The following is a 24150-nucleotide window of genomic DNA, read 5'->3' on the forward strand; positions in this document are numbered from 1 at the left end:
CCTCATAAATGAAGAGAGGCCGGTTTAACTAAAATTACTTGTTACAAGTAATTTAGAGAAACCATTAAAGTAATACATTGTTATTAAAAATGTTGCAACGTATTTATGAAATCTATTCTATATTGTTCTCTTAAGCGGTCTTTATATAAGGAGCGGATAGTACGAGTAAACTTTTTTGTTAACGCTAACAATTATATTAGGACGCTATCTAGCGAATGTTTTAATTTGGATTCATTTTGATGAAGGACATACAATGTGGGGCAACTTGTAAGGCATTCATTTTCCGAAAAAGAAAAATATTCGTTAGCTATAAAGAGAGCCGCAGGAATAGATAAAAGGGGGAGTTATTATATGAACGGGAATACTGCAAAGAAAATAGAAGTTCAAGCTGAAAATACCGCACGAAAAAATGAGCAATATGCAGATCCGAAAAAGTGGCATAAGCAGGATACTACATGGGCACTCAGTCTATTTGGAACTGCAATTGGAGCAGGGGTGCTCTTTTTACCGATTAATGCAGGTTCAGGTGGATTATTATCGTTACTACTAATTACATTGCTTGCATATCCAGTTATGTATTACTCACATAGGGCACTTGCTAAAATGATATACGCTTCTAATTCTGCTGATGAGGGGATCACAGGTACAATTAGAGAGTATTTCGGAAATAAAGCGAGTATCATTTTTAACATCGTATATTTCGGTTCAATTTATACAATCGTACTAATGTATTCGGTTGCGCTTACAAACACTGCAAGTAGTTTTATCGTGCATCAATTGCACATGCCAGAACCTCCAAGGGCTATTTTATCACTTGTATTAGTTCTTGGTCTTATCGCTATACTGAATTTTGGTCAAGATATTACTGTAAAAGTCATGAGTATGCTAGTGTATCCTTTCATAGCTTCTCTATTATTTATCGCAATATCTTTAATTCCACAGTGGAATACGTCAATGCTTAGCTTTTCAGCTGTTTCTACTGCTTCAACAGGAACAGGATATTTTGGAACGATATTGATGATTTTACCAATCATCGTATTCTCATTTAATCATTCACCTATGATTTCATCATTTGTTGTGAAACAGAGAGCTACGTATGGAATCGAAGCTACTGATGCGAAATGTGCACAAATACAAAAAGTTTGTTACATCATGACATTCGTTGTAGTTATGTTCTTCGTTTGGAGTAGTGCACTGAGCTTAACTCCAGAGGATTTAAAAATGGCAAAAGAGCAAAACTTATCAATCCTTTCATATCTAGCGAATGAACTTAATTCACCTGTAATTACGATTGCCGCTCCAATCATTGCTTTTGTGGCTATTACAAAATCTTTCCTTGGCCATTATATCGGAGCATTTGAAGTAATGCGTGACATGATTATTAAGTTCGGTCAATCACGTGGAAAAGTAATTGAAGAAAAAACAATTAAGACAATCGTTCTTACTTTTGTTGTATTATCATGCTGGTTTGTTGCTTACACAAATCCAAGTATTCTTGGACTTATTGATTCTTTAAGTGGTCCATTAGTTGCTGCTATCTTATGTCTATTACCGATGTATGCGATTCAAAAAGTACCAGTACTAGCTAAATACAAAGGGAAAATGAGTAACGTATTTGTTATTATTGTAGGTGTACTTACTGTTTTAGCAAGTATTAAATCATTATTCTAATTCACGATTATTAGTTTGAATGAAAAATAGAACGATTTTGGGACAGGCTTCTCGGTTGGGAGGGTCTGTCCCTTTTTAATGCGTTACAGTTTATCTTGTTGATTTTATGAGATATTTCTGCATAATTGTAGCTAAGGGAGATGATTTTAGGTTGAGTAAACTGAATATTAGAACAACTGTTTCGGGAGATATAATTGTTACTCGTCTTATCGGCAAGATTAAAACAGATGATGTGTATGAATGGTTTAATGGTTTCGAGCAAGTTTGTCAGCAATTCATTTCCGAGGGACGGAAATACAAATTGTTGGTAGATAGAAAAGGCTACATACCAGATCATTTTTCTGTTCAAAAAGTATGGAAAGAGAAGTTTTTTAATGAAACGATTTTGAATCACAGTAAGGCAATTGCTTTTCTCCTTGAAGAAGGCGAGATCATGAATTATTTACAACAATCCAATACGAAAGAATCCGTAAAGTTTTTTGATGATTATAGACAAGCATTCCTTTGGTTGAATGAATATCCCATATGAAAATTTTAGCGAACCAGTTGCTTAAGCAATTGGTTTTTTTAGCTTGTAATGTTGTTGATGTCTCTATACGAAATGTTTAGTGCGTATAGCAGCACTTTAAGGGACATACATTTTGAATGCGTTAAATATAATTCTTATTAGCACCAAGAGGAAGAGAGTACTAGTAATATTGAAAGGTCATACGATAGAGTCACATAAATTGAAAAATATCCATGTGGCATAAAGTGAGTAAGGGGGATAAAGATATGAGCAATTCAAATTTGAGTGAAATAAGTAAACAAATTTTAAAAGAGGAGGAAACACTTCAATTTTCCTCTTTTACAAATGAAGATGCCTTACAACTAGGTTTATTTATCGTTAAAACAGCGAAGCAAGAGGGAAAATTGATTGCTGTTGATATAACGAAAAATGGTGTGCAATTATTTCATTTTAAGATGACGGGGACAAATGAGGAAAATACGAAATGGATTGAGCGTAAAAAACGAGTCGTTTCCCTGCATGATCGTAGCTCGTATTATATGCAGGTACAAAGTGAAATAACTGGAGTCTCCTATAATGAAAAATATCTTTTAGATACTTCGGAATACGCTGCATTTGGTGGATGCTTTCCTATCAGAATAAAAAACGTAGGGGTTATTGGAATGATAACCGTTTCAGGATTACCACCAGAAGAAGATCATGAATTGGTTATAAGAGCGGTTAAAAATCAATTGAAGCAATAATAAAAAGGCAAAAACGAACATATTCTTGTTCGTTTTTGCCTTTTTATTATTCATTTTATGTGATGAAGATAATTCTAATAAATAAACAAGTACGAAAAGATAGTACGGAATGGGAAATCTTTAATTCGAGACACTTTACTTGACGATGATAATCTATGTGGTTAATATGATAGATATAAAATAACCTAATTACTTTTAATAATTAAGTTATTTTATTTAAGTGACAGTAGGTAAGTAAGATGTGATGGAAATGCTTTGAATTGCCACTATTAATATTGGGGACAATTAGAAAGCGAAAGGTATAAAAAGAATTGGAATTTGCGAATTCTTTGTTTTTTATAAAAACAGGGGCTTCTGTACAATTCATTTTTAAAATATTGACAAGGATTATACAACAAGAGGGGGACTGAAATTGGAATCAATGACCTTTGTTTTATTTGGAGCGACAGGGGACTTAGCGAAACGAAAAATTTACCCCGCACTATATAACTTATATAGAGATCAAAAGCTTCCAAAGCAAATATCCGTTATCGGGCTTGGAAGACGCCAAGTATCTCATGTAGATTTTCAAGGAAGAATAAAAGAATCAATAGAGACATTTTCCCGTCATAGAGAAGAAGGTACTCTAGAACTTGAAGGTTTTTTAGATAATTTTCGCTATTGTCCATTAGATGTGAGTAAGCCGGAAGACTATGAGAGATTATTGCAAGTCGTTCGTGAAAGGGAAGAAGAACTACATATAAAAGGGAATAGAATGTTCTATCTTTCCGTTGCTCCTGAATTTTTCGAGACAATTGCTTTAAATATTAAGGAAAGCGGACTTGATAAAACGGATGGATGGAAACGCCTAATGATTGAGAAACCGTTTGGACACGATCTCAAATCTGCTCGTGAGCTGAATGATAAGCTTAGTCGCACGTTTGAAGAAGACGAGATATACCGTATTGATCATTATTTAGGTAAGCCGATGATTCAAAACCTTGAAGCACTAGAGTTTGCAAATCCTGTTCTCCAATCAATTTGGAATAAAGAACATATAGCGAATGTACAAATTACAGCGAGTGAAACAGTTGGGGTTGAAGAAAGAGCAGGATATTATGATCAGGCAGGAGCCATTCGAGATATGGTTCAAAATCATATGTTACAAATATTAATGATGACTGCTATGAATCTGCCGGAAAAGGTTAATGCATGTGAAATTCGAGAGGAAAAGCGAAAGGTAATGGAGACGCTTCGTAAAGTGAAAAAAGAAGACGTTCAAAACCATATCATTCGCGGACAATACGCTTCAGGAGAGATAAAAGGCGAGCAAGTTGTAGCATATAAAGAGGAGCCAGGAGTAAATCCTTCTTCTAACATAGACACATTTGTTGCTGCTCGTTTGTGGATCGATAATCCATTTTGGACTGACGTTCCCTTCTATATACGAACAGGCAAACGAATGAAAGAAAAGTCTACTCGTATTGTAATCGAATTTAAAAATACACTAAAACAGCAATACCAAGATAATAATCCAAATGCAGAACCTAACTTATTAATAATTGAAATTAGCCCAGGTGAGAATGTTTCGTTACAGTTAAATAGTAAAAATCCATTGAAAAATGGAGAAATTGAACCGATGCGTATTAACTTTACTTGCGAGCAAGCAGATGTAGGAGTGCCTGAAGCGTATGAAAGACTTATTCATGATGCTGTAAGTGGAGACGCTACATTCTTTGCACATTGGAGAGAAGTTGAATTGTCATGGGAATGGGTACAACCAATTCTTGAAGCATTCGAGGAAAACTTATTACCACTTCATGAATATGAGTCTGGTTCATATGGTCCAGATGCGTCTCATGAATTATTGCAAGAAAGTGGATTTAAATGGTGGTTAGATCAAGAAACGGAAAAATAAGTACTTTCTTTCATGAAAGCATTTAGGGGGACGATTATTATGACACAAAGCATAAATCAATTAGCAGTGAACACACTTCGTACGTTATCAATTGATGCTATTAATGCGGCAAATTCAGGTCATCCAGGTCTTCCGATGGGCGCAGCACCGATGGCTTATGCATTATGGGCGAATCATTTAAATCATAATCCGAATCATCCAAAATGGTTTAACCGTGATCGATTCGTTTTATCGGCTGGACATGGATCTAGCTTATTATATAGCCTACTTCATTTAGCTGGATATGACGTTTCAATTGATGATTTGAAAAGTTTTAGAAAGTTAAATAGTAAAACACCAGGACATCCTGAGTTTGGTCACACTTCTGGAGTTGAAGCGACTACAGGCCCGTTAGGACAAGGCATTGCAAATGCTGTTGGGATGGCAATGGCGGAAGCTCATTTAGCAGCGAAGTTCAATAAGGATGGTCACTCTATTATAGATCACAATACGTACGCTTTAGTGGGAGACGGTGACTTAATGGAGGGCGTCGCTTATGAAGCGATGTCAATGGCAGGGCATATGAAACTTGGTAAGTTAATTGTACTGTATGATTCAAATGAAATTTCACTTGACGGAGAATTAAACATTGCTTTCTCTGAAGATATGCAGAAAAGGGTAGAATCTGCACATTGGCAATATGTAAGAGTTGAGGATGGAAACGATGTTGATGCGATTACAAAAGCGATTCAATTAGCGAAAGACAATAAGGATCAACCTACTCTTATAGAGATTAGAACGATTATAGGTTACGGAAGTCCAAAAGTTGCTGGAACAAACAAAGCACACGGTAACCCGCTTGGAGTAGAAGAAGCGACAGCGACAAAACAAGCGTATGGTTGGCATTATGAGGAAGATTTCTTTGTACCTGAAGAAGTAACAGCTCATTTTAATGAACTGAAGCAAAAAGGTATTGAAAAAGAGAACAAGTGGAATGAGCAGTTCAACGTATATAGAGAGTCGAATCCAGCACTAGCAGATGAATTAGAAAAAGCGATTACAGGTGAGGTTTTAATCGAAGCGAAAGACATTCTATCCTTTGATACTGAAAAAACGATTTCTACTCGTGTTGCAAGTGGGGAAGCTATTAATCATTATGTGAAATCGATTCCTTCTATTTTCGGTGGAAGTGCGGATCTTTCTCATTCTACGATGACAGATATAAAAGGGGAAGCAGTGTACGCAGTAGAATCGTATGCTGGCCGCAATATATACTTCGGTGTACGTGAACATGCAATGGGCGCGGCAGCGAATGGACTGGCACTTCATGGAGGAGTAAAGCCGTTCGTAAGTACATTCTTTGTATTTAACGATTATCTTCGTCCATCGATTCGACTGGCTGCATTGCAAAAGTTACCTGTTACGTACGTATTTACACATGATTCGATCGCTGTAGGAGAAGATGGTCCAACGCATGAACCAATCGAACATTTGGCAGCTCTTCGGGCAATTCCTGGTTTAACAGTTATCCGCCCGTCAGATGCAAATGAAACAGCAAGTGCGTGGGCTTATGCTTTACAGCAAACGGAAGGTCCAGTCGTTTTAGTACTGAGCCGTCAAAATTTACCGGTGTTTCATGAAACGAAAGCGAACATAGAGAATCTTTCTAAAGGAGCTTACGTATTAACACAAACGAATGAAAATCCAGATGTAATTTTAATTGCGACAGGTTCTGAAGTATCCTTAGCTGCTAGTGCGAAAGCAAAATTAGAAGAAGATCAAGTTTCTGTTCGCATCGTTGCAATGCCGAGCTGGGAATTATTCGATCGCCAATCGAACGAATATAAAGAATCCGTTCTTCCGTCTTCTGTAACGAAACGAGTATCTCTTGAGATGGGTGTATCTCTCGGTTGGGAACGTTATGTAGGACAAGAAGGAAAAGTACTATCAATTGAAACATTTGGAGCTTCAGGAACTGGAGCTGAAGTCATGAATCTATTTGGATTTACGACAGAAAATGTTGTTCAAATTACAAAAAATGTGTTGAATTCTTAAGCTATGACTGTGAATACCTTTCTGTACGTACTAACATTTCAGTGCTGAAAGGTATTCCAGATTGTAGTGATGTGGATTTTTAATAAAAGATGATTTGAGGAGGAATTATATTATGCAAGTAGGATTAATTGGGTTAGGTAAAATGGGATTAAATTTAGGGAAAAATTTAATGGATCATAAACATGAAGTAGTAGCATTTGATTTAAATGCAAGTGCAGTGGAAGAAATGAAAGAGTACGGGGCTACAGGTACATCTAGCTTAAATGAACTTGTTCAGTCATTACAATCACCAAGAGTTCTTTGGGTTATGGTACCACACGCTGTTGTTGATTCTGTTATCGATGAGGTTACACCACTTTTATCAAAAGGAGATATTTTAATTGAAGCGGGTAATTCACATTATAAAGAGTCCATTCGCCGATATGAGCAATTAAAGAAAGATGGCATTCACTTTATGGATGCAGGAACTTCTGGCGGAATGGAAGGCGCTCGTAATGGTGCGTGTTATATGATCGGAGGAGATCAAGAAGCTTGGGACATCGTTGAACCGATCTTCCGTGATACTGCTGTAGAAAATGGATACTTATATGCTGGAAAAGCTGGTAGTGGTCACTTCTTAAAAATGGTTCACAACGGAATTGAATACGGTATGATGGCTGCTATTGGCGAAGGATTTGAGATTCTAGAGAAAAGTGAATTCGACTACGATTATGAAAAAGTATCAAGAGTATGGAACAACGGTTCAGTCATTCGCTCTTGGTTAATGGAATTAACAGAAAATGCATTTTCTAAAGATGCAAAATTAGATGAAATTAAGGGTATTATGCATTCTTCTGGTGAAGGAAAATGGACAGTAGAAACAGCATTAGACCTTCAAACAGCAACTCCTGTTATCGCAATGTCTCTATTAATGCGCTACCGCTCATTAGACAATGATACATTTACAGGAAAAGTAGTAGCAGCTCTGCGCAATGAATTTGGCGGACATGCAGTAGAAAAGAAATAAACATCTTAAAAATTTAACTCATTGACGTTTAAAAAATGGAGGGAATAGATCATGAAGTTTTTTATTGATACTGCAAATCTTGAGGACATAAAAAAAGCATATAAACTTGGAGTTTTAGCTGGTGTTACAACGAATCCTTCTTTAGTAGCAAAAGAGGGCGTTAAGTTTGAAGATCGTATCGCAGAAATTTGTCAGGCAGTACCTAAAGTTGAATCTGTTTCGGCAGAAGTAACGCCAGATGCTGTTACGGCTGAAGAAATGATTGCTCAAGCAGAAGAGTTAATTAAAATTAATGGTGGCGATAAAAACGTCACGATAAAACTTCCGATGACATTAGCAGGATTAGAAGCTTGTCGCTATCTTACTGAAAAAGGTGTGAAAACAAACGTAACACTTATTTTCACTGTGAACCAAGCTCTTTTAGCTGCTCGAGCAGGTGCAACGTACGTTTCTCCATTTTTAGGACGTTTAGATGATATTTCTGAAGATGGCGTATTATTAGTTGCTAAAATTGCTGAATTATTCGATGTTCACCAATTAGATACACAAATTATTGCGGCTTCTGTTAGACATCCAGATCATGTAACTCGTGTAGCGATGGCAGGTGCTCACATTGCAACAATCCCTTATAAAGTAATTGAACAACTTGCTATGCACCCATTAACAGATCAAGGTATTGAGAAGTTTGCTGCGGATTGGGCGAAAGCTCCTAAATTATAAGGCATAAAAGTGAAGAGGCTTTCCGAAAATTGCTTTTCATGAGAGGACAAATCCTAAGTAACTTCATCGTTTAAACTGGATCCCGAGTTTGGAGTCTTACTATGTGAAAATAGTAAGAGAAGAAAGCGTCATTCACTTTTAAAAAAGGAAAACTTGCTCACGGCGAAGCGTTTATCACAATAACATTATAATTATGAAAGAGAAATCCCCTTATTAGAGAGATGAGTTAAAGTGTATCTCTAATAAGGGAGATTCTTTTTATATCAATATGTAAAGGTATCTTTTACCCAAGTAAGAACTATATAGGTTCTTTTAATTATATAGAAATTTGAAAGGGTTTACATAAAGGGGGAATTGCGTATGAATATGTACCTTTTAATGATTACATTATTATCAATTGTAATTGTTATTTTAGGGGTATCGTGGTGGAGATGGCATGCGTTTATTAGTTTGACGGTTGCAAGTTTGTTTTTAGCAATTATGTCTGGAATGCCAATGGATAAAATAGTGAGTGCTTATGAAACGGGAGTCGGAAGTGTTCTCGGGCATTTAGTAGGTATTTTAGTATTAGGTACAATTTTAGGGAAAATGATGGCAGAGTCAGGTGCTGGAATGCAAGTGGCAGAGTTCTTTATTAAATCCTTTGGAATAAAAAACTTACCATGGGCGATGTTAATTGCAGGTTTTATTATTGGAATCCCAGTGTTTTTTGAAGTAGGCATTTTAATATTACTGCCGTTAGTAATTTCAATTCATAAAACAACGAAACAAAATATTTTATTGATAGCATTACCAGCAATTGCTGGGCTATCTGTCGTACACGGCCTTGTTCCTCCGCATCCAGGGGCAATCGTGGCAATAGGTATTTATAAGGCGAATCTTGGGAAGGTATTATTGTATTCACTCATTATTACATTTTTTGCAGCGATTATTGCAGGTCCTATATTCGCTAAATGGATTCACAAACGTGTAATTCCTGAAAATGAGCCAGAATTGATTCGTGTAAATACAAAATCAACGAAATTACCAGGAATAGGAGTTTCATTTTTAGTTATATTGTTACCTGTTCTGTTAATGGTTTTAGCTGCAGCAGCTCCTTATGTTCCACTTTCTACTACTTTGATGAAGATTGTCACATTAATTGGTAGTCCTATCATTGCATTATTGATTGCATGTTTTGCAGCTTTCTATTTTCTTGGATTTCGTCAAGGTATCGATAAAAAGGCGATTAAGAAGGTAACAGAAGATAGCTTATTACCAATCGGCTCTATTGTTGCGATTATTGGTGCTGGGGGCGGATTTAAGCAAATTCTTATCGATAGTGGTGTAGGGAATGCTATTGCTCAAATGTCTGAGCATTTAGCACTATCTCCAATTGTATTAGCATTTATAGTAGCAGGATTAATTCGAATTGCGACAGGGTCAGCGACAGTCGCCTTAACAACAGCAGCGGGTATCGTTTCGCCAATCGTCGAAAATACGACAGGTGTGAATGTAGAGTTACTCGTCATTGCAACAGGTGCAGGAGCATTAATGTTTTCTCACGTAAACGATGCTGGGTTCTGGATGGTAAAAGAATACCTAGGGTTAACAGTGAAAGAAACATTTAAAACATGGACAGTATTAGAAACATTACTTTCATTTATCGCTTTTGGAGGCGTTTTATTACTCGATATGTTTGTTTAAGGTAAGGATGTTTCCATTTAGATAAATGTAGCATATAACGTTATCAATAGATAAAAGGAATGTATTTTTATGGTGGTATACGGTAGCAATTTTTTGTTAGGAGGAAGAAATGGTGAGCTCAAAATATATGATTGGTGTAGATATTGGGACAACTAGTACAAAATCGGTTCTATTTTCTACTGAGGGATCTGTTATTGCAAGTCATGGAATTGAATATCCTTTATATTCTCCTACGCCTGAAACAGCAGAACAAGACCCAGAAGAAATTTTTCATGCAGTAATACATACGATTAAAGAAACTGTACGATCAAGTAGTGTACAGCCGCATGATATTGTTTGTGTTTCTTTTAGTTCGGCAATGCATAGTATCATTGCTGTAGATGAGAAGGGAAAGCCGTTAACGAGATGTATCACTTGGGCAGATAATAGAAGTGCAAGCTGGGCAGAGAAAATAAAGAATGATATGAATGGTCATGAAATTTATTTACGGACTGGGACACCAATTCATCCGATGTCACCACTTTCGAAATTAGTTTGGTTACAGAATGAGCAGGCAGAATTGTTCGCGAAAAGTTATAAATTTATTTCTATTAAAGAGTATGTTTTTTATAAGTTATATAAGGAGTATGTAATTGATTATTCTATAGCATCAGCAACAGGAATGTTCAATTTGAAATCTTTAAAATGGGATGAAGAGGCTTTACGTGTTGCGGGAATTACAGATGAAAAGCTTTCTAAACTTGTTCCAACGACGCACAGTTTAACAGGATTAGATGAAGAACTTGCAAAAGAGATGAATATACTTGTTTCTACTCCTTTTGTAGTAGGAGCGAGTGATGGTGTACTATCGAATTTAGGTGTAAATGCAATTGACCCTGGTGTTGTTGCTGTTACAATTGGTACAAGCGGTGCGATACGTGCTGTAACAAATCGTCCTGTAACTGATCCGAAAGGTAGAATTTTTTGTTACGCCCTAACTGAAGACCATTGGGTAATTGGTGGACCAGTTAATAACGGTGGTATGATTTTCAGATGGGCTCGCGATCAATTAGGCACTTCAGAGATTGAGCTTGCGAAACGGTTAGGAAAAGATCCATATGAAGTGCTTACTGAAATAGCAGCAAAAGTGAGTCCGGGGTCCGACGGTTTATTATTTCACCCGTATTTAGCAGGAGAAAGAGCTCCTTTATGGAATGCAAATGCGCGAGGATCTTTCTTTGGACTTGGATTGCATCATAAGAAAGAACATCTTATCCGTGCTGTGTTAGAAGGAGTAATTTATAATTTATACACCGTTCTTCTTGCTTTAAAAGAGCTAATTGGTGAACCGAAAAAAATTCAAGCGACAGGTGGTTTTGCAAGATCGGAACTTTGGAGACAGATGATGGCGGATATTTTTCATCAAGATGTATATGTTCCGGAAAGTTTCGAAAGCTCTTGCTTAGGAGCTGCAATCCTCGGTTTATATAGTTTAGGTGAAGTAGATACGTTACATGTAGTTTCTGAAATGGTAGGTGCGAATTTCCACCATGAACCAAACATGGAAAGTGTGGAAAAATATAAAGATTTAACACCAATCTATATTCGTCTGTCCCGTCAATTGGAAGAAGAATATGAAAGTATAGCAGCGTATCAAAAAAAGTGGGTTTAAAGGCTATTTAACAGGGAAATATGGTAACGTATAAAGAGGTACTCCAATTTTTTAGGATACTCTTTCAACATAAAATATGTTAAGAAGTATGATGAACAAAAAATTTAGGGAGAGAGGGTTATGGAAATGAAGGATAACAAAGAGTTTATTGGGTATGTTGGAACTTACACGAAAGAAAAAAGTGAAGGAATATATAAGTTTATTTTAGACACGGAAGCAAAGAAAATTAGTCATGTAACACTTGCGGCTAAGCTGGATAACCCTACATATGTAACGATTAGCAAAAATAATGAATATCTCTATTCCGTTGTTAAGGAAGGCGAATCTGGTGGTGTGGCTGCTTATTCGATTGATAGTAAAACGGGAGAGTTAACGGAAGAAAATAGACAAGTAGTGGAAGGGGCTTCTCCTTGTCATGTGAGTGTTGATAGTAGAAATCGTACGGTAGTTACAGCGAATTACCATAAAGGAACGATCGAGTCTTTTGTAGTTAATGAAGAAGATGGAACTGTAAATCCTGCCACATCTATTATGGCACATGAAGGTTCAGGTCCGAACAAAGAAAGACAAGAGAAACCGCATGCACATTACGCGGGATATACGCCTGATGAAAAGTATGTAGTGGGTGTTGATTTAGGGATTGATAAAATACTTACGTATGAAATAAAAGATAGTGTATTAAAAGAAGTGAATAGCTTGTCTGTAAATCCAGGAAGTGGTCCGAGACATATTACATTTCATCCGAATGGAAAATATGCATATGTGATGACAGAGCTTAGCTCAGAGGTTATTGTGTTAACATATAATCCAGCAGAAGGAACATTTACAGAATTACAGTATATTTCTACCGTTCCTGGAGCATTTGATGAAAATAATCAAGGAAGTGCGATTCATATTTCTTCTGATGGCCGCTTTGTATATGCAGGTAATCGCGGCCATAATAGTATTGCTGTTTTCAGCGTAGATGAAAATTTAGGTCAGCTTACATTTGTTGCACATACATCTACAGAAGGAAATTGGCCAAGAGACTTTGTATTAGATCCTACTGAAAAGTTTCTTGTTGCTTCAAATGAAAAGTCGCATAATCTTGTGCTATTTTCAAGAGATGAAACGACAGGGAAGCTAACTCTTTTACAATCTGATGTTGTTGTGCCAGAGCCTGTTTGTGTGAAGTTTTTAAATGTTTAAGTTGTGTTGAAGTTGTGTTCGATATATTTGAAAAATCGTTGATATAATTTCAAATCCTCAAAAACAGTAAAAAGCAAAGCGATATCGCTTTGCTTTTTACTGTTTTTTCTTAGGTCTACGTACTAATTCGCCGCCGCAGTTTGGGCAAACGTTGTGTCTTTCTTCTGTACATGGTGCACAAAATGTACATTCATACACGCAAATGTATGCTTCAGAATCTTGTTCGAGCGATTGATCGCAAATTTGACAGTTTGTTTTCATTTGTAGTGCCATAGTAACTCCCCTTTTTGTTTGAATTTTTATAATTTAATGATAATGTTTAATGGTGGAAACTGCAATTTAAAATGAAAGTGATTATTGTTTATTGGATGTCATTTGTAACTTTATTTTATATTAAATTTTTCATTTGAAAATTTATAAGGATGAAGATTCGTATGTTGTTATATTTAATAGATCATTGGTCGTTAAAACTGTTGCAAACATTTCGTGAAGGCTTAGTAAAGCAAATTTGTGGATATCGTTAGCGCAATAATATTTCCCATCGTATGCAATTCTATCAAATGTAGCAGTAGCATCAGAAATTACATAGGTAGAGAAACCTAAATTACCAGCCATTCGGACTGTTGTAGAAACACAATAATCAGTTGTTAAACCTATAATTACGATGGTTTCATAATTGTGTTTTCGTAAATAGGATTCTAATTCGGTTCCAATAAAAGCACTGTTCACGTTTTTTTTGAATACGGGTTCATTTATAAGTGGAATAGCGAATTCTTGAAATTCACTACCGATGAAATCTTCTCTTAAAGGATGATTTTCTTTATTTGAAATGTGCTGTATATGAATAACAGGTCGATTTGTATCTCGCCATGTTTGTAGAATGAGCTTCATATTTGATTCAGCATGAGGATTGTTACGATTTCCCCAATATGCATCGTTGAATCCTTTTTGAACATCAACTAAAATAAGTGCGGTATTTTCAGATATTTGTTTCATTTTCATGCTCCTTTATAGGTTTGATTTATTGTTATATCGAAAGGATACTATGTATTATAAAGAGTGAGAATTTCCATTATTTTTGAAGGGTATAATAAAAAGTTTTAACAAGGGGATGTGGAACGTGGATATTGATTGGTTACGTTGTTTTCTAATTTGTGCGGAGTATAAAAGTTTTTCGAAAGTGGCAGAACATCTTCATATGACACAACCGGCAGTAAGCAAGCAAATTAGAAAGTTGGAGGACGAGTTAGGTGTAGAATTATTACATAGATCACCGCAAGGAATACAATTGACAGAAGCGGGTGTTCAGTTTCAAAAAAGAACTACTTCACTCCTTGAGGACTGGGAAATTATAAAAAAAGATATGAACAAGTTTGGAGAAAGGGTGGATATAACATTGGGTTTACTTCCTAGTCTTGCAGCATTTTATCTACCTCAAAAACTTGTTAATTATAAGGATGAAAATGTAAAAATAAATACGAATGTGTATGATATGTCAAAGGAGATAATGGAAGATCTATTGAGCGGGAAAATAGATGCTGGTTTAATAGATGAAAAGTGGGTGCCTAAAAATTATTGGAATAAAGAATTATTCAAAGAATCATATGATGTAGTTTTTCAAAAGGAACATTCATTTCATCAACAAGATATTGTTTTCATGAATCAATTATTGCTTGAACGCCTAGTAATGTATCCTGATGGATGTGATATACGCAGAGCGATAATTGAGGAGTATGAGAAATGGAAAGTAAAGCCTAATATTAGTACTGAAGTCTCATTTAGAGATTTTATTCTTGGTATGGTTGCTTCTGGGGCTGGAGTTACAATTGTACCAAGAACAATTTCAGAACACATTGGTCATTTACCGTTGTTAGCAAAACCAATTTGCGATTTTAATAAGCAAAGAGTAATATATGTAATTGCTAGAACTGAGAAAATTGGAAAGACTCTTTTTAAAATGTTTGGGGAAACAGTATGATACATAATAAATGGTGTATAAAGATAAAGTTTAAGTGAGTATAACAGGGGGAATATGGTTTGATTGGAGAAAAAGATATTCATAAAAATAAAGAAGATATTAATTTTTATCATTTAAAAGCAAACTGCGAAAAATGCTTCGGCTTATGTTGCGTTGCATTACCGTTCGCAGCATCGGTAGATTTTGCAGTGAATAAAGATGGTGGTAAACCATGTTCCAACTTACAGTCAGATTTTAAATGTAGTATACATAAAGATCTTAGAGGAAAAGGTTATAAAGGCTGTACAGTATTTGAATGTTTTGGCGCTGGACAGAAGATTTCTCAAGTTACTTTTAACGGGATGGATTGGCGGAAAGATGCTAAGCATGCGAGAAAAATGTATGATGCTTTTCCAGTTATGCATCAGCTCCATGAAATGCTTTGGTATTTAAATGAGGCTATTTTATTAAAGGCGACACAATCGATCCATAAAGAATTAAGTAAAGCAATTGAAGAGACGGAGCGACTTTCGAATTTAAATGCGGACGAGTTAATGAAAGTAAATATCCCATTACATCGTGCAGAAGTGAATATTTTACTTTTAGAAACGAGTGAGCTAGTTTGGAAGGAAATGAATACTGCGCGTAAGAAACGAATCATTCACCGCGGAGCAGATCTTATGGGAGCAAATTTGAAGAAGAAAGATTTGCAAGGAGCGAATTTAAGAGGAGCTTACTTAATTGCGGCTAACTTAAATGGAGCAAATTTAAGAGGAGCAGACCTTATCGGGGCAGATTTGCGAGATGCAGATATTCGCGGGGCTGATTTTACTAATAGTATTTTTCTAACGCAAGTTCAAGTTAATGCGGCGAGAGGGGATAAACATACGAAATTACCGAAAATGTTGTCCCGTCCATCGCATTGGGGTGCGTAAAGAGTGAGGAGTAGTTAGTGTGGATATATTTCAGTATTTAGAAGAGATGCAAGAAGATGTTTTTTCGTTAGCAGTAGAGCAAATAGAAGGGAAGTATTATGATATTTGCTGCATGTTAGCGTCTAAGGGTTATGCAGAGAGAATTAAAGCAATTCATTTAGGAGCATATGAGGAAAGTATTCGACTAGCATTGTATGAAGCTATACAAATCGCTACTAGTGAAGAGGCAAAAGCAATTTATTTTGAATATAATCTTGATAATGAATGGGATAGTCAGTTTTATATTTGTGAAGAGTATTTTTCGCTGGAAGAAGAGGATGATGATTGGGCTTCTGAATGGACATATGATGTTGAAGGACCGAAGTCTATAGAATTAGCAGATGTGTATGCTGAGAATGGCTTTGATATAAATGAAAAGGCAATTGGTATAAATTTGTATTTAATTGCTAGAACGGTATGTAGTTTTATGAGTGCGTGTAGTGAAGTGCAAAGGAATATACCGATTTGTATTGGTTTTCACGATCAGGACCCAATTATACGAATTGGCAAAGATACTTAATGGTAAAAAGACTCCGGAAAATTTTAAACCCTAAAACAAGAATACCCCCGTCCTATATTTAGAACGGGGGTAAAATAAAGTTATTGAATTGTGATCTAAGATACTTTCATTTTATTGAATAATAAATTTAATTTGACAGTACGTTATCTATAATTATTTGATTTTCATGCCCATCTACAATGGTTGGTAAATCCTTGTCTGATTTATTAAAAATAATATTCTCGTAAACTTTATCTAAAAAAGGATAAAATGCTGGATAATAAGCTTTTGCCTCTGACGATAAAGGTGGGATGGTTTGGGTATATGTTTCAATTTTTATTTCTTCTAGGCTTTCACTTGCTTTGCCAAAAAACAGTGTTTTATCATCAATTAAGTTAATGGTTCCAAGACTTCCAAATACTTTTAAGTTTGAACCAAATCCGTGATGAATTCCTGAGATAAGTTGAATTGAAAAGGTACAATTTCCTTCTATTTTACCATGAATAAAAAAGGCATCATCAGAGTCTCTAAGTTCTTCTGGACCTTCTGGGACGTGGGTGTGTATGAAACCATTGATAGTTATAATTTCGTCCTGAATAAGCCATCTAAGACAATCGACCATATGTGTTCCTAGAGCTCCTAACATTCCACCAAACTTTTGCTTTTCTCCCATCCACTCTCTTTTGTTAGTTTGAAGTTTTTGGTATTGAGAGGCAGAAATATGATATTCAAAATGAAGGATGTCACCAACTTCGCTTATAAGTTCTTTGACCTTTTGGCGAGCAGGATGATATCGCCATTCAAAATCAATAAATACCTTTGTATTAGTATCACTAGATAACCTTAGCAACTCTTCTGATTCCACACTATTCATTGTAAAAGGTTTCTCACACACTACATGTATACCTTTGTTTAATGCGTATTTAACCATTTCAAAATGATAAATCGGAAGAGAACTAACAAATACAAGGTCCAACTCTTCTAAATCTAACATTTTGGTCCAGTCTGTATAATGAACTGGAGAATCGTCTGCAGTTGATAAATTTTTTGGCACTTGATGACGTATCATTGTACTAATAGCAGAAACATTCATCTTAGGATGAGTATTTATTATAGGTGCTTGAACTGCTAAACCAAAGCCACCTCCTATGATTCCTACTCTCATCGCTTAGCCTCCCTATAATTACTGATTCCATAACTCCTCTGTTTTCTGCAATATTGTAAAAAATTAATGCGTGTTTTTCTATTGCCTTCGTTATTCCAGAACATGATTAGCGTTTTTTTATGACATTATTATCTCTATAAATTAATCTCTGCCTGTTTTTCATTTCTTTTCAAAAGTAGTAATAAAAACACTACATACAATAAGAATACCACCAATAAAAAAGTTACTATTTAATGTCTCATTTAATAAGAGCCAACCAAGCAATGATCCAACAATAGGCTGGAAGAAGAAAAATAACGAGCCGATGCTTGCATCCATTAATTCTAATCCTTTATTCCAAAGGAAAAAGGCACCTGCAGTTGAGACGATTCCTAAATAAAGTACGCCTAATACTACATATAGGTTCATATGTTCAATTGGGTTTGATTGAAATTCCCATACCATAAAAGGTGTAATAAAAAAGAGTGAAAAGAATATAGCGTACGTTGTAATCACTAAAGATGAAAATCGAGCTGAAGCAATTTTTACATAAATAGATAGTAGAGCCCACGTAATAGCTGCCCCAACTAATATGATTGTACCGATAAAATAGGAGCCAATTTCAATATCCCATCCGATTACGATAATGACACCGATTGTTGCTATGATGGTAGATAGTAATCTACGAGCGGTTAGTTTTTCTTTTAAAATGATCGCTGCAAATATAACCATAAATGCAGGTGTAGCTGATGTTACTAAAGATCCTGTATGAGCGTCGGATAGTTTTGTTCCGATAAATTGACAAGTGATCGAAATGAAATATCCGATAAATCCAATCCAAGCGAATAGGAGCCAATCTTTTTTGTGAATGGTTACTGTTTTCTTTTGTTTTTTCTCAGCTATTTTTAAAATCATATACAAAACAACAAAAGCAATGATAAAGCGTAGCCAAACGAGTGTTAGTGGAGGGATAAAGTCGAGTACATATTTGCTAACAACGTACATACCGCCCCATATACTTGCTGCTAGTGATAAACATATAGCTCCTAAAATTGTTTGTTTCATGTAAAGTACCTCCGTCTATTTTTAGGGTATGATGAGTTCCCTAAGACGAGGCATAGTGTATGTGTTATATGAATGCCCGCCTTAGTTTATAGACGGCCTACTGGTTGATCGTTTTCGAATGAAGTGTTGTAGTACATGTGTATTCCTCCTTCTTAAGTTATAATGACATTATAACTTAATTTTCTGATTATTGGAGGTTGTTATGAAATATATCGTGATAAAATCACATGTTAGCAATTATCCTGATCCAATTCGCTTAGAAGAGGGAGATGTAGTGAAAATGATAGAGAGTTACGATGGTCCTGAAAATTGGGAAAACTGGATGTTTTGTCACGAAGAGAAATATGACCGGAAAGGGTGGGTTCCGGAGCAAATTATAATGAAAAATACAACTGATGTAGGAATCATTACGAAACAATATACTGCCAAAGAATTAAATGTAAGTATTGGAGAAAGATTGATTGGATTAGAAGAATTGAATGGATGGGTTTGGTGTGAAAAAACAGGTGGTGAGGATGGCTGGGTACCGAAGGAAAACTTACAAAAATATTAGTAATACTATTTGGTCATTAATATAGGAAACATATTTTTAGTTTATGAGTATATTGGTTGTAGGATGAAAAATAGATTAATAGAGAAAGAGGAGATTATTATAACTACAACCGTTATTTCTCATTTTTATAACGAAGAGTATTTATTACCGTGGTGGCTTGCTCATCATACGAAACTATTTGATCATGGCATTTTAATTAATAAAGGTTCAACAGATCGTTCGGTTGAAATTTGTAAAAAGTTCGCGCCGCACTGGGAAGTACGAGATTCTGCAAATCCAGAATTTGATGCATTAGCGACAGATCATGAAGTAATGAGGGTGGAACAAGAAATACAAGGATGGAAAATGATTTTAAATACGACTGAGTTTCTTTGTGTGCAAGATAAAAATCAGTTTTGGAAATCACTAAATGAATTGGGAGGGAGGATGTATTGGCTAGAAGGGCTTATTATGGTTGATGATCCTAACTACAGTTATCCGGAACTTAACTTTGGAATACCTTTAATGAAACAGCGATTTCACGGTTATTTACCAGAAGAATGGACGTTATGGAGAAGAGGTAGATTTATTCATAATCATGAACACGGAAGTTATACAGTTGGAAGACATTTATCCGCGCATGAGTCTATGATTTATCCGCCTCTTGCTTGTATATTATGGTTTGGGTTTAGCCCGTGGAACGATGCGATGAGAAAGAGGAAATTACAAATTGGTCCAACCCTTTCTGAAGCTAGTAAGGATCGGGGGATGGGTACACACCATATGATTACGCCGGAAAGATTAGAAGAATGGTATAAGGAATTAGCAAGAGGGACGAAGGATTTACGTTTTAGTGATGCGTACCGTTATGCTTTTGTATAAATGATTCCCACCATGAAATTGTTTCTTCGATTCCTGTATTTAGATCGTATGTCGGTTTCCAGTTTACTTCAGTTTTTAAACGTTCTACATGAACCCCGACAAATAAAGGTTCATCTTTAGAGAAAGGGATTGCACCCAGTTTAATTAAATGCTCTTTTCCTATCTTTTTCCCAATGATAGATGCTAATTCTTTAATTTGTACAGATTGACCAGAAGCGATATTGATTGTGCCTGTAACGTCGTGTTCTAATACTGTTACGAGAGCATGAGCGACGTCGCTCACATGGAGGAAATCTCTTGATTGTTTTCCATGTGTACATAGTGCTTCCTCATTTTTTAATAAAGAAGTGATAATGTTAGAAACGAGTCGATTCCCTTGTTCGTGAGGGCCATACATATGAAAAATACGGCCCCAACACATGCTGAGGCCTAATTGCTCAGCGTACGTTTGTAGCCAGGAGTGTAGTGCGTTTTTACATAATGAATACGGTGTTTTATAGGAAAGAAGCGGTGAATTTTCAAATAGTACGCCGTTAAACCATTCATACTCTGCACCAGTGCCTGCAACGACGATTCGCTTTCCGCCGCATGTTGTGAAGTGTTGAATCAATGAGATACTGGATGTAAGCCAATAGTAATTATTGATAGATACATAACACGCTGGCGGCACTGCTTCCCAAGCTAAATGAATGAGATGACTAGGCTTCATGTCGTAAATGAGTTTTTTTACTTCTTCATCGCAAAGTAAGTTGACTTTATGCCAATGGCAAGAAAGATGGGAAGGCTTATTTGTATTGTAAGTGGCGTGCACTTCATAGCCCTTTTGAATAAGAGAATGTACAACATATTTACCAATCCATCCGCTACCGCCTGTTACAAGGATTTTTTTCATGGCTCAATTACCTCAACTTCTGGTATTGTTACTAAAAATTTGCCGCCCCAATCACGAATGAAAGAGCATTCTTTCATAATCTCGTCTTTTAAATTCCAAGGAAGTATAAGAATGTAATCAGGTTTTGTACGTTTTATTTCTTCTGGAGATTTTATTGGAATGCGGGTTCCTGGTAGAAGGAGATTTTGTTTATGAGGGTTTTTATCTACTGTATAAGCTAGAAATTCTTTTCCTATCCCGCAATAATTTAAAAGGGTGTTTCCTTTAGCTGGGGCACCGTAACCGATAATTTGTTTGTTTAAAGCTTTCGCTTCGATAAAAAACTGTAAAATATTTATTTTCAATTGCTCGATGCGTTTAGAAAAAAGGAGATAACAATCTAATGTATTTAGCCCGTGATCTACTTCTTTTTGGATTAATTTTGTAACACTAGAATGGATAGTTGATTCGTCACTATGATGTTTTACAAAAATACGTAAGGAACCACCGTGCGTTGCAAGTTCTTCTACATCGACAATTTGTAAATGATGGTGAGCTAAAACTTTTTGCAGGCTTATAAGTGAGAAATAGGAGAAGTGCTCATGGTAGATCGTATCAAACTGTTTAAAGGATATGAGATTTAATAAGTGCGGGAATTCAATTGTTATTGTTCCGTCTTGTTTTAATAACGTTTTTAAACCTGCCACAAAATCATGTAAGTTCGGAACGTGTGCTAATACGTTATTAGCAATGATTAAATCTGCTTGCGGTAATTTTTTTGCTAAGTCGTTGCTGAAAAAATTCACTTCAGTAGGGATTCCTTTTTGGATAGCGATTTCTGCTACATTTTTTGCTGGTTCAATTCCTAACGTTTCGATATGTTCTTTTTGAAAGTATTGTAATAAGTACCCGTCGTTACTCGCGATTTCAACCACCTTTGAATGTTTCTTTAAGCGGAAGCGCTTAATCGCCATTTCTACATATTGTTTAGCATGCAGTAGCCAGCTTGATGAGTAAGAGCTAAAGTATAAATAGTCATGAAAAATATTGTGCGGAGATTCAAATTCATCTAATTGTACGAGTAAACAAGAGTGACAAACAAATGTGTGCAATGGATAAAATGGTTCCATTTTATATGAGTTTTCTGGAGAAACAAATGAGTTAGCGAGAGGAGAAACACCTAAATCTAAAAAAGTGTTGCTGAGTAATGAGTGGCAAAAACGGCATTTTTTCTGTTCCATTTTATAGCCCCCTTATAAATTTTTGAATGCATCGATTTGTTGTCGCGTGAAAGATTCGATATTTTCACCAGATGCATATTTTTTGTACCAATCAACAGTCCAAGTGATAGCCTTATCTGTTGATAACTTAGGAGTCCAGCCGAGTTTAGTTACTGCTTTTGTACTATCGAGTGTTAAAACAGGCGATTCATAAGGAGTGTTTGTAGAGGGGGAAGAGATTGTTAGTTGTTTATTCCATAATTTTATTACAGATTGAATGACATCGTGAACGGTTCTGTTAGGTTCGTTCAACGGGCCGAAATTCCATGCTTCTGCATATTCAGCGTCTGTCCAAAGTTTTTCAGCTAAAAGGATATAGCCGTGTAAAGGATCTAATACGTGTTGCCACGGGCGAATAGCATTTTTGTTTCTAATCGTTAATGTACCATCTTGTAAATATGCACGAATGACATCTGGGAATAATCGGTCTTCTGCCCAATCCCCACCACCGATGACGTTACCTGCTCTTACTGAGGCGAGTTTCTGAGTATTAGTACGGAAGAATGATTTTTGATAGGATGTTGCCACTATTTCAGCGCAAGCTTTACTAGCACTATAAGGGTCGAAACCTCCTAGTCGGTCAATTTCCACGAATGCCCGGTTACCGCTCCCATCATTTTCATAACATTTATCACTTGTAACATTAATGATGCCACGTATACTTTCTATATGTTTTGCAGCTTCTAATACGTGAACAGTGCCTAAAACATTCGTTTTAAATGTTTCGATAGGATTTTTATATGAAGTGGTGACGATTGGCTGGGCAGCTAAATGAAATAGTATGTCAGGGTTATGATGTTTTAGGGCGTGGAATAAAGGATTGTAATCTGTAATGTCGCCTTTAATTGTTATGCACTCTTTTGCTACGTTACATTGTTCAAAAAGGTTAGGAATCGATGGGGGGTGAGAAGAAAAGCCAACTACTTCTGCACCTAAAGAAGCTAAGAAAAGGGTGAGCCAAGAGCCTTTAAATCCAGTATGTCCCGTAATAAATACTTTTTTCTTATTCCAAAAAGATGATGAAGCCATATTACCAAACCTTCCACGGAGCGTTATTACTTTCCCATAGCTCGACTAATTTATTTTTATCGCGCAATGTATCCATCGGATGCCAAAAACCAGTATGTTGATATGCTGATAGTTCGTTTTTGTTTACTAACTGAACTAAAGTGTCTGTTTCAAAAACAGACTTATCTCCACTAATATAATTGAAAACTTCAGGATTTAAAACGAAAAATCCACCGTTAACCCATCCGCCATCCCCGAGAGGCTTCTCTTGAAAAGATGTTACAGACTGTTTATCTAATATGAGAGAACCGAATCTACCAGGAGGTTGTACGGCGGTAACTGTTGCCATTTTTCCATGTTTTTTATGAAATGCAATAAGTTCTTTTATATTTACGTTACTTAATCCATCGCCATAAGTGAGGCAGAAAGGTTCGTCTCCAACAAAATTTTGAATCTTTTTCACTCGTCCTCCCGTTTCTGTATTTACACCGGTATCGATTAGTGTAACTTTCCACGGTTCTACACGATGAGAATGGCTAGTAATTGTATTGTCCCTTAAATGTATCGTGAAATCTGACATGTGTAGGTTGTAATTTAGAAAGAACTCTTTAATCGCATATCCTTTATACCCTAAGCAAATAATAAATTCTGTAATGCCGTAATGGCTATACAAACTCATAATGTGCCATAAAATAGGTTTTGTTCCAATTTCAATCATAGGTTTCGGTTTTAAATGTGTTTCTTCCCCAATCCTTGTCCCATATCCACCAGCAAGAATAACAGCTTTCATTTTTTCCTCCTAAAAAAATATATAATATATACAGTATTCATATT

23 protein-coding genes are annotated in these 24150 nt (G+C 35.9%); 15 read left to right on the forward strand and 8 right to left on the reverse strand.

Going from position 1 to position 24150, the window contains the following annotated elements:
* The first annotated feature begins 351 nt into the window (after positions 1 to 351).
* The 10 genes from PDK19_RS22795 to PDK19_RS22840 all read left to right on the forward strand — a co-directional run bounded on the left by PDK19_RS22795 (position 352) and on the right by PDK19_RS22840 (position 13104).
* Positions 352 to 1671: an aromatic amino acid transport family protein gene (locus tag PDK19_RS22795; RefSeq protein WP_001014187.1), complete on the forward strand. Its 1320-nt coding sequence runs from the start codon at positions 352 to 354 to the stop codon at positions 1669 to 1671.
* A 106-nt stretch (positions 1672 to 1777) separates the two neighbouring features.
* Entirely contained in the window at positions 1778 to 2200 is a 423-nt protein-coding gene (locus tag PDK19_RS22800; RefSeq protein ID WP_080120838.1) for an STAS/SEC14 domain-containing protein, read from the forward strand.
* A gap of 212 nt (positions 2201 to 2412) precedes the next feature.
* The gene (locus PDK19_RS22805) at positions 2413 to 2922 is read left to right on the forward strand and encodes a heme-degrading domain-containing protein (RefSeq protein ID WP_140383362.1); all 510 of its coding nucleotides are present in this window, start codon (positions 2413 to 2415) and stop codon (positions 2920 to 2922) included.
* Positions 2923 to 3334: 412 nt separating this feature from the next.
* Positions 3335 to 4819, forward strand: a complete 1485-nt coding sequence (zwf, locus tag PDK19_RS22810; protein WP_000445366.1) for a glucose-6-phosphate dehydrogenase — start codon at positions 3335 to 3337, stop codon at positions 4817 to 4819.
* A 39-nt stretch (positions 4820 to 4858) separates the two neighbouring features.
* Positions 4859 to 6853, forward strand: a complete 1995-nt coding sequence (gene tkt, locus PDK19_RS22815; RefSeq protein WP_000194421.1) for a transketolase — start codon at positions 4859 to 4861, stop codon at positions 6851 to 6853.
* Between the two features lie 112 nt (positions 6854 to 6965).
* A complete protein-coding gene (gene gnd / locus PDK19_RS22820; RefSeq protein WP_270708097.1) occupies positions 6966 to 7859 on the forward strand; it encodes a phosphogluconate dehydrogenase (NAD(+)-dependent, decarboxylating) in 894 nt (297 codons plus the stop codon).
* Between the two features lie 51 nt (positions 7860 to 7910).
* On the forward strand, positions 7911 to 8579 hold the full coding sequence (gene fsa / locus PDK19_RS22825; RefSeq protein WP_000667692.1) for a fructose-6-phosphate aldolase: 669 nt from the start codon (positions 7911 to 7913) through the stop codon (positions 8577 to 8579).
* 360 nt (positions 8580 to 8939) lie between these two features.
* On the forward strand, positions 8940 to 10265 hold the full coding sequence (gene gntP / locus PDK19_RS22830; RefSeq protein ID WP_001057629.1) for a gluconate permease GntP: 1326 nt from the start codon (positions 8940 to 8942) through the stop codon (positions 10263 to 10265).
* A gap of 109 nt (positions 10266 to 10374) precedes the next feature.
* Positions 10375 to 11916: a gluconokinase gene (gene gntK / locus PDK19_RS22835; protein ID WP_049114336.1), complete on the forward strand. Its 1542-nt coding sequence runs from the start codon at positions 10375 to 10377 to the stop codon at positions 11914 to 11916.
* Positions 11917 to 12036: 120 nt separating this feature from the next.
* Positions 12037 to 13104: a lactonase family protein gene (locus PDK19_RS22840; RefSeq protein WP_074567528.1), complete on the forward strand. Its 1068-nt coding sequence runs from the start codon at positions 12037 to 12039 to the stop codon at positions 13102 to 13104.
* 96 nt (positions 13105 to 13200) lie between these two features.
* Here the strand turns inward: PDK19_RS22840 and PDK19_RS22845 are convergent, their stop codons facing one another.
* Positions 13201 to 13377 (reverse strand): DUF1272 domain-containing protein, encoded by a 177-nt coding sequence (locus PDK19_RS22845; protein WP_001207874.1) that lies wholly within the window; start codon positions 13375 to 13377, stop codon positions 13201 to 13203.
* A 141-nt stretch (positions 13378 to 13518) separates the two neighbouring features.
* Positions 13519 to 14100 carry a cysteine hydrolase family protein gene (locus PDK19_RS22850; protein WP_000809831.1) on the reverse strand — a complete coding sequence of 194 codons (582 nt, stop codon included), beginning with the start codon at positions 14098 to 14100 and terminating at the stop codon, positions 13519 to 13521.
* 115 nt (positions 14101 to 14215) lie between these two features.
* On the opposite strand from PDK19_RS22850, the gene PDK19_RS22855 reads away from it, so the two are divergent.
* Genes PDK19_RS22855 through PDK19_RS22865 form a run of 3 tightly spaced genes read left to right on the forward strand, consistent with a single transcriptional unit; the run spans position 14216 to position 16555 of the window.
* Positions 14216 to 15082 carry a LysR family transcriptional regulator gene (locus tag PDK19_RS22855; protein WP_229196206.1) on the forward strand — a complete coding sequence of 289 codons (867 nt, stop codon included), beginning with the start codon at positions 14216 to 14218 and terminating at the stop codon, positions 15080 to 15082.
* A 59-nt stretch (positions 15083 to 15141) separates the two neighbouring features.
* Complete coding sequence (locus PDK19_RS22860) at positions 15142 to 15996, forward strand: pentapeptide repeat-containing protein (protein ID WP_431077470.1); 855 nt, start codon at positions 15142 to 15144, stop codon at positions 15994 to 15996.
* 19 nt (positions 15997 to 16015) lie between these two features.
* A complete protein-coding gene (locus PDK19_RS22865; protein ID WP_242296415.1) occupies positions 16016 to 16555 on the forward strand; it encodes a hypothetical protein in 540 nt (179 codons plus the stop codon).
* Positions 16556 to 16682: 127 nt separating this feature from the next.
* Here the strand turns inward: PDK19_RS22865 and PDK19_RS22870 are convergent, their stop codons facing one another.
* Together PDK19_RS22870 and PDK19_RS22875 are read right to left on the reverse strand one after the other, a co-directional pair.
* Positions 16683 to 17699, reverse strand: a complete 1017-nt coding sequence (locus PDK19_RS22870) for a Gfo/Idh/MocA family protein (RefSeq protein ID WP_270708103.1) — start codon at positions 17697 to 17699, stop codon at positions 16683 to 16685.
* A 159-nt stretch (positions 17700 to 17858) separates the two neighbouring features.
* Positions 17859 to 18743, reverse strand: a complete 885-nt coding sequence (locus tag PDK19_RS22875; RefSeq protein ID WP_000814740.1) for a DMT family transporter — start codon at positions 18741 to 18743, stop codon at positions 17859 to 17861.
* Positions 18744 to 18945: 202 nt separating this feature from the next.
* Between PDK19_RS22875 and PDK19_RS22880 the strand changes: the two genes are divergently transcribed.
* Together PDK19_RS22880 and PDK19_RS22885 are read left to right on the forward strand one after the other, a co-directional pair.
* Positions 18946 to 19296, forward strand: a complete 351-nt coding sequence (locus PDK19_RS22880; RefSeq protein WP_000875278.1) for an SH3 domain-containing protein — start codon at positions 18946 to 18948, stop codon at positions 19294 to 19296.
* Between the two features lie 63 nt (positions 19297 to 19359).
* A complete protein-coding gene (locus PDK19_RS22885) occupies positions 19360 to 20157 on the forward strand; it encodes a glycosyltransferase family 2 protein (RefSeq protein WP_049113065.1) in 798 nt (265 codons plus the stop codon).
* Here the strand turns inward: PDK19_RS22885 and PDK19_RS22890 are convergent.
* The 4 genes from PDK19_RS22890 to rfbF are packed head-to-tail and all read right to left on the reverse strand — an operon-like array spanning position 20126 to position 24106.
* Positions 20126 to 21049, reverse strand: coding sequence for an NAD-dependent epimerase/dehydratase family protein (locus tag PDK19_RS22890; protein WP_049113067.1), 924 nt, complete (start codon positions 21047 to 21049; stop codon positions 20126 to 20128). The genes PDK19_RS22885 and PDK19_RS22890 overlap by 32 nt on opposite strands.
* Positions 21046 to 22269, reverse strand: coding sequence for a class I SAM-dependent methyltransferase (locus PDK19_RS22895; RefSeq protein WP_049113069.1), 1224 nt, complete (start codon positions 22267 to 22269; stop codon positions 21046 to 21048). Before PDK19_RS22895 ends, PDK19_RS22890 begins: the two co-directional genes overlap by 4 nt.
* A gap of 12 nt (positions 22270 to 22281) precedes the next feature.
* Positions 22282 to 23337 (reverse strand): CDP-glucose 4,6-dehydratase, encoded by a 1056-nt coding sequence (gene rfbG, locus PDK19_RS22900; RefSeq protein ID WP_000168646.1) that lies wholly within the window; start codon positions 23335 to 23337, stop codon positions 22282 to 22284.
* A 1-nt stretch (position 23338) separates the two neighbouring features.
* Entirely contained in the window at positions 23339 to 24106 is a 768-nt protein-coding gene (rfbF, locus tag PDK19_RS22905; RefSeq protein WP_000648791.1) for a glucose-1-phosphate cytidylyltransferase, read from the reverse strand.
* Positions 24107 to 24150: the final 44 nt, after the last annotated feature.

The sequence above is a fragment of the Bacillus cereus group sp. BcHK124 genome (genome assembly GCF_027712065.1).
In the GTDB taxonomy this organism is placed as follows: Bacteria; Bacillota; Bacilli; order Bacillales; family Bacillaceae_G; genus Bacillus_A; species Bacillus_A pacificus.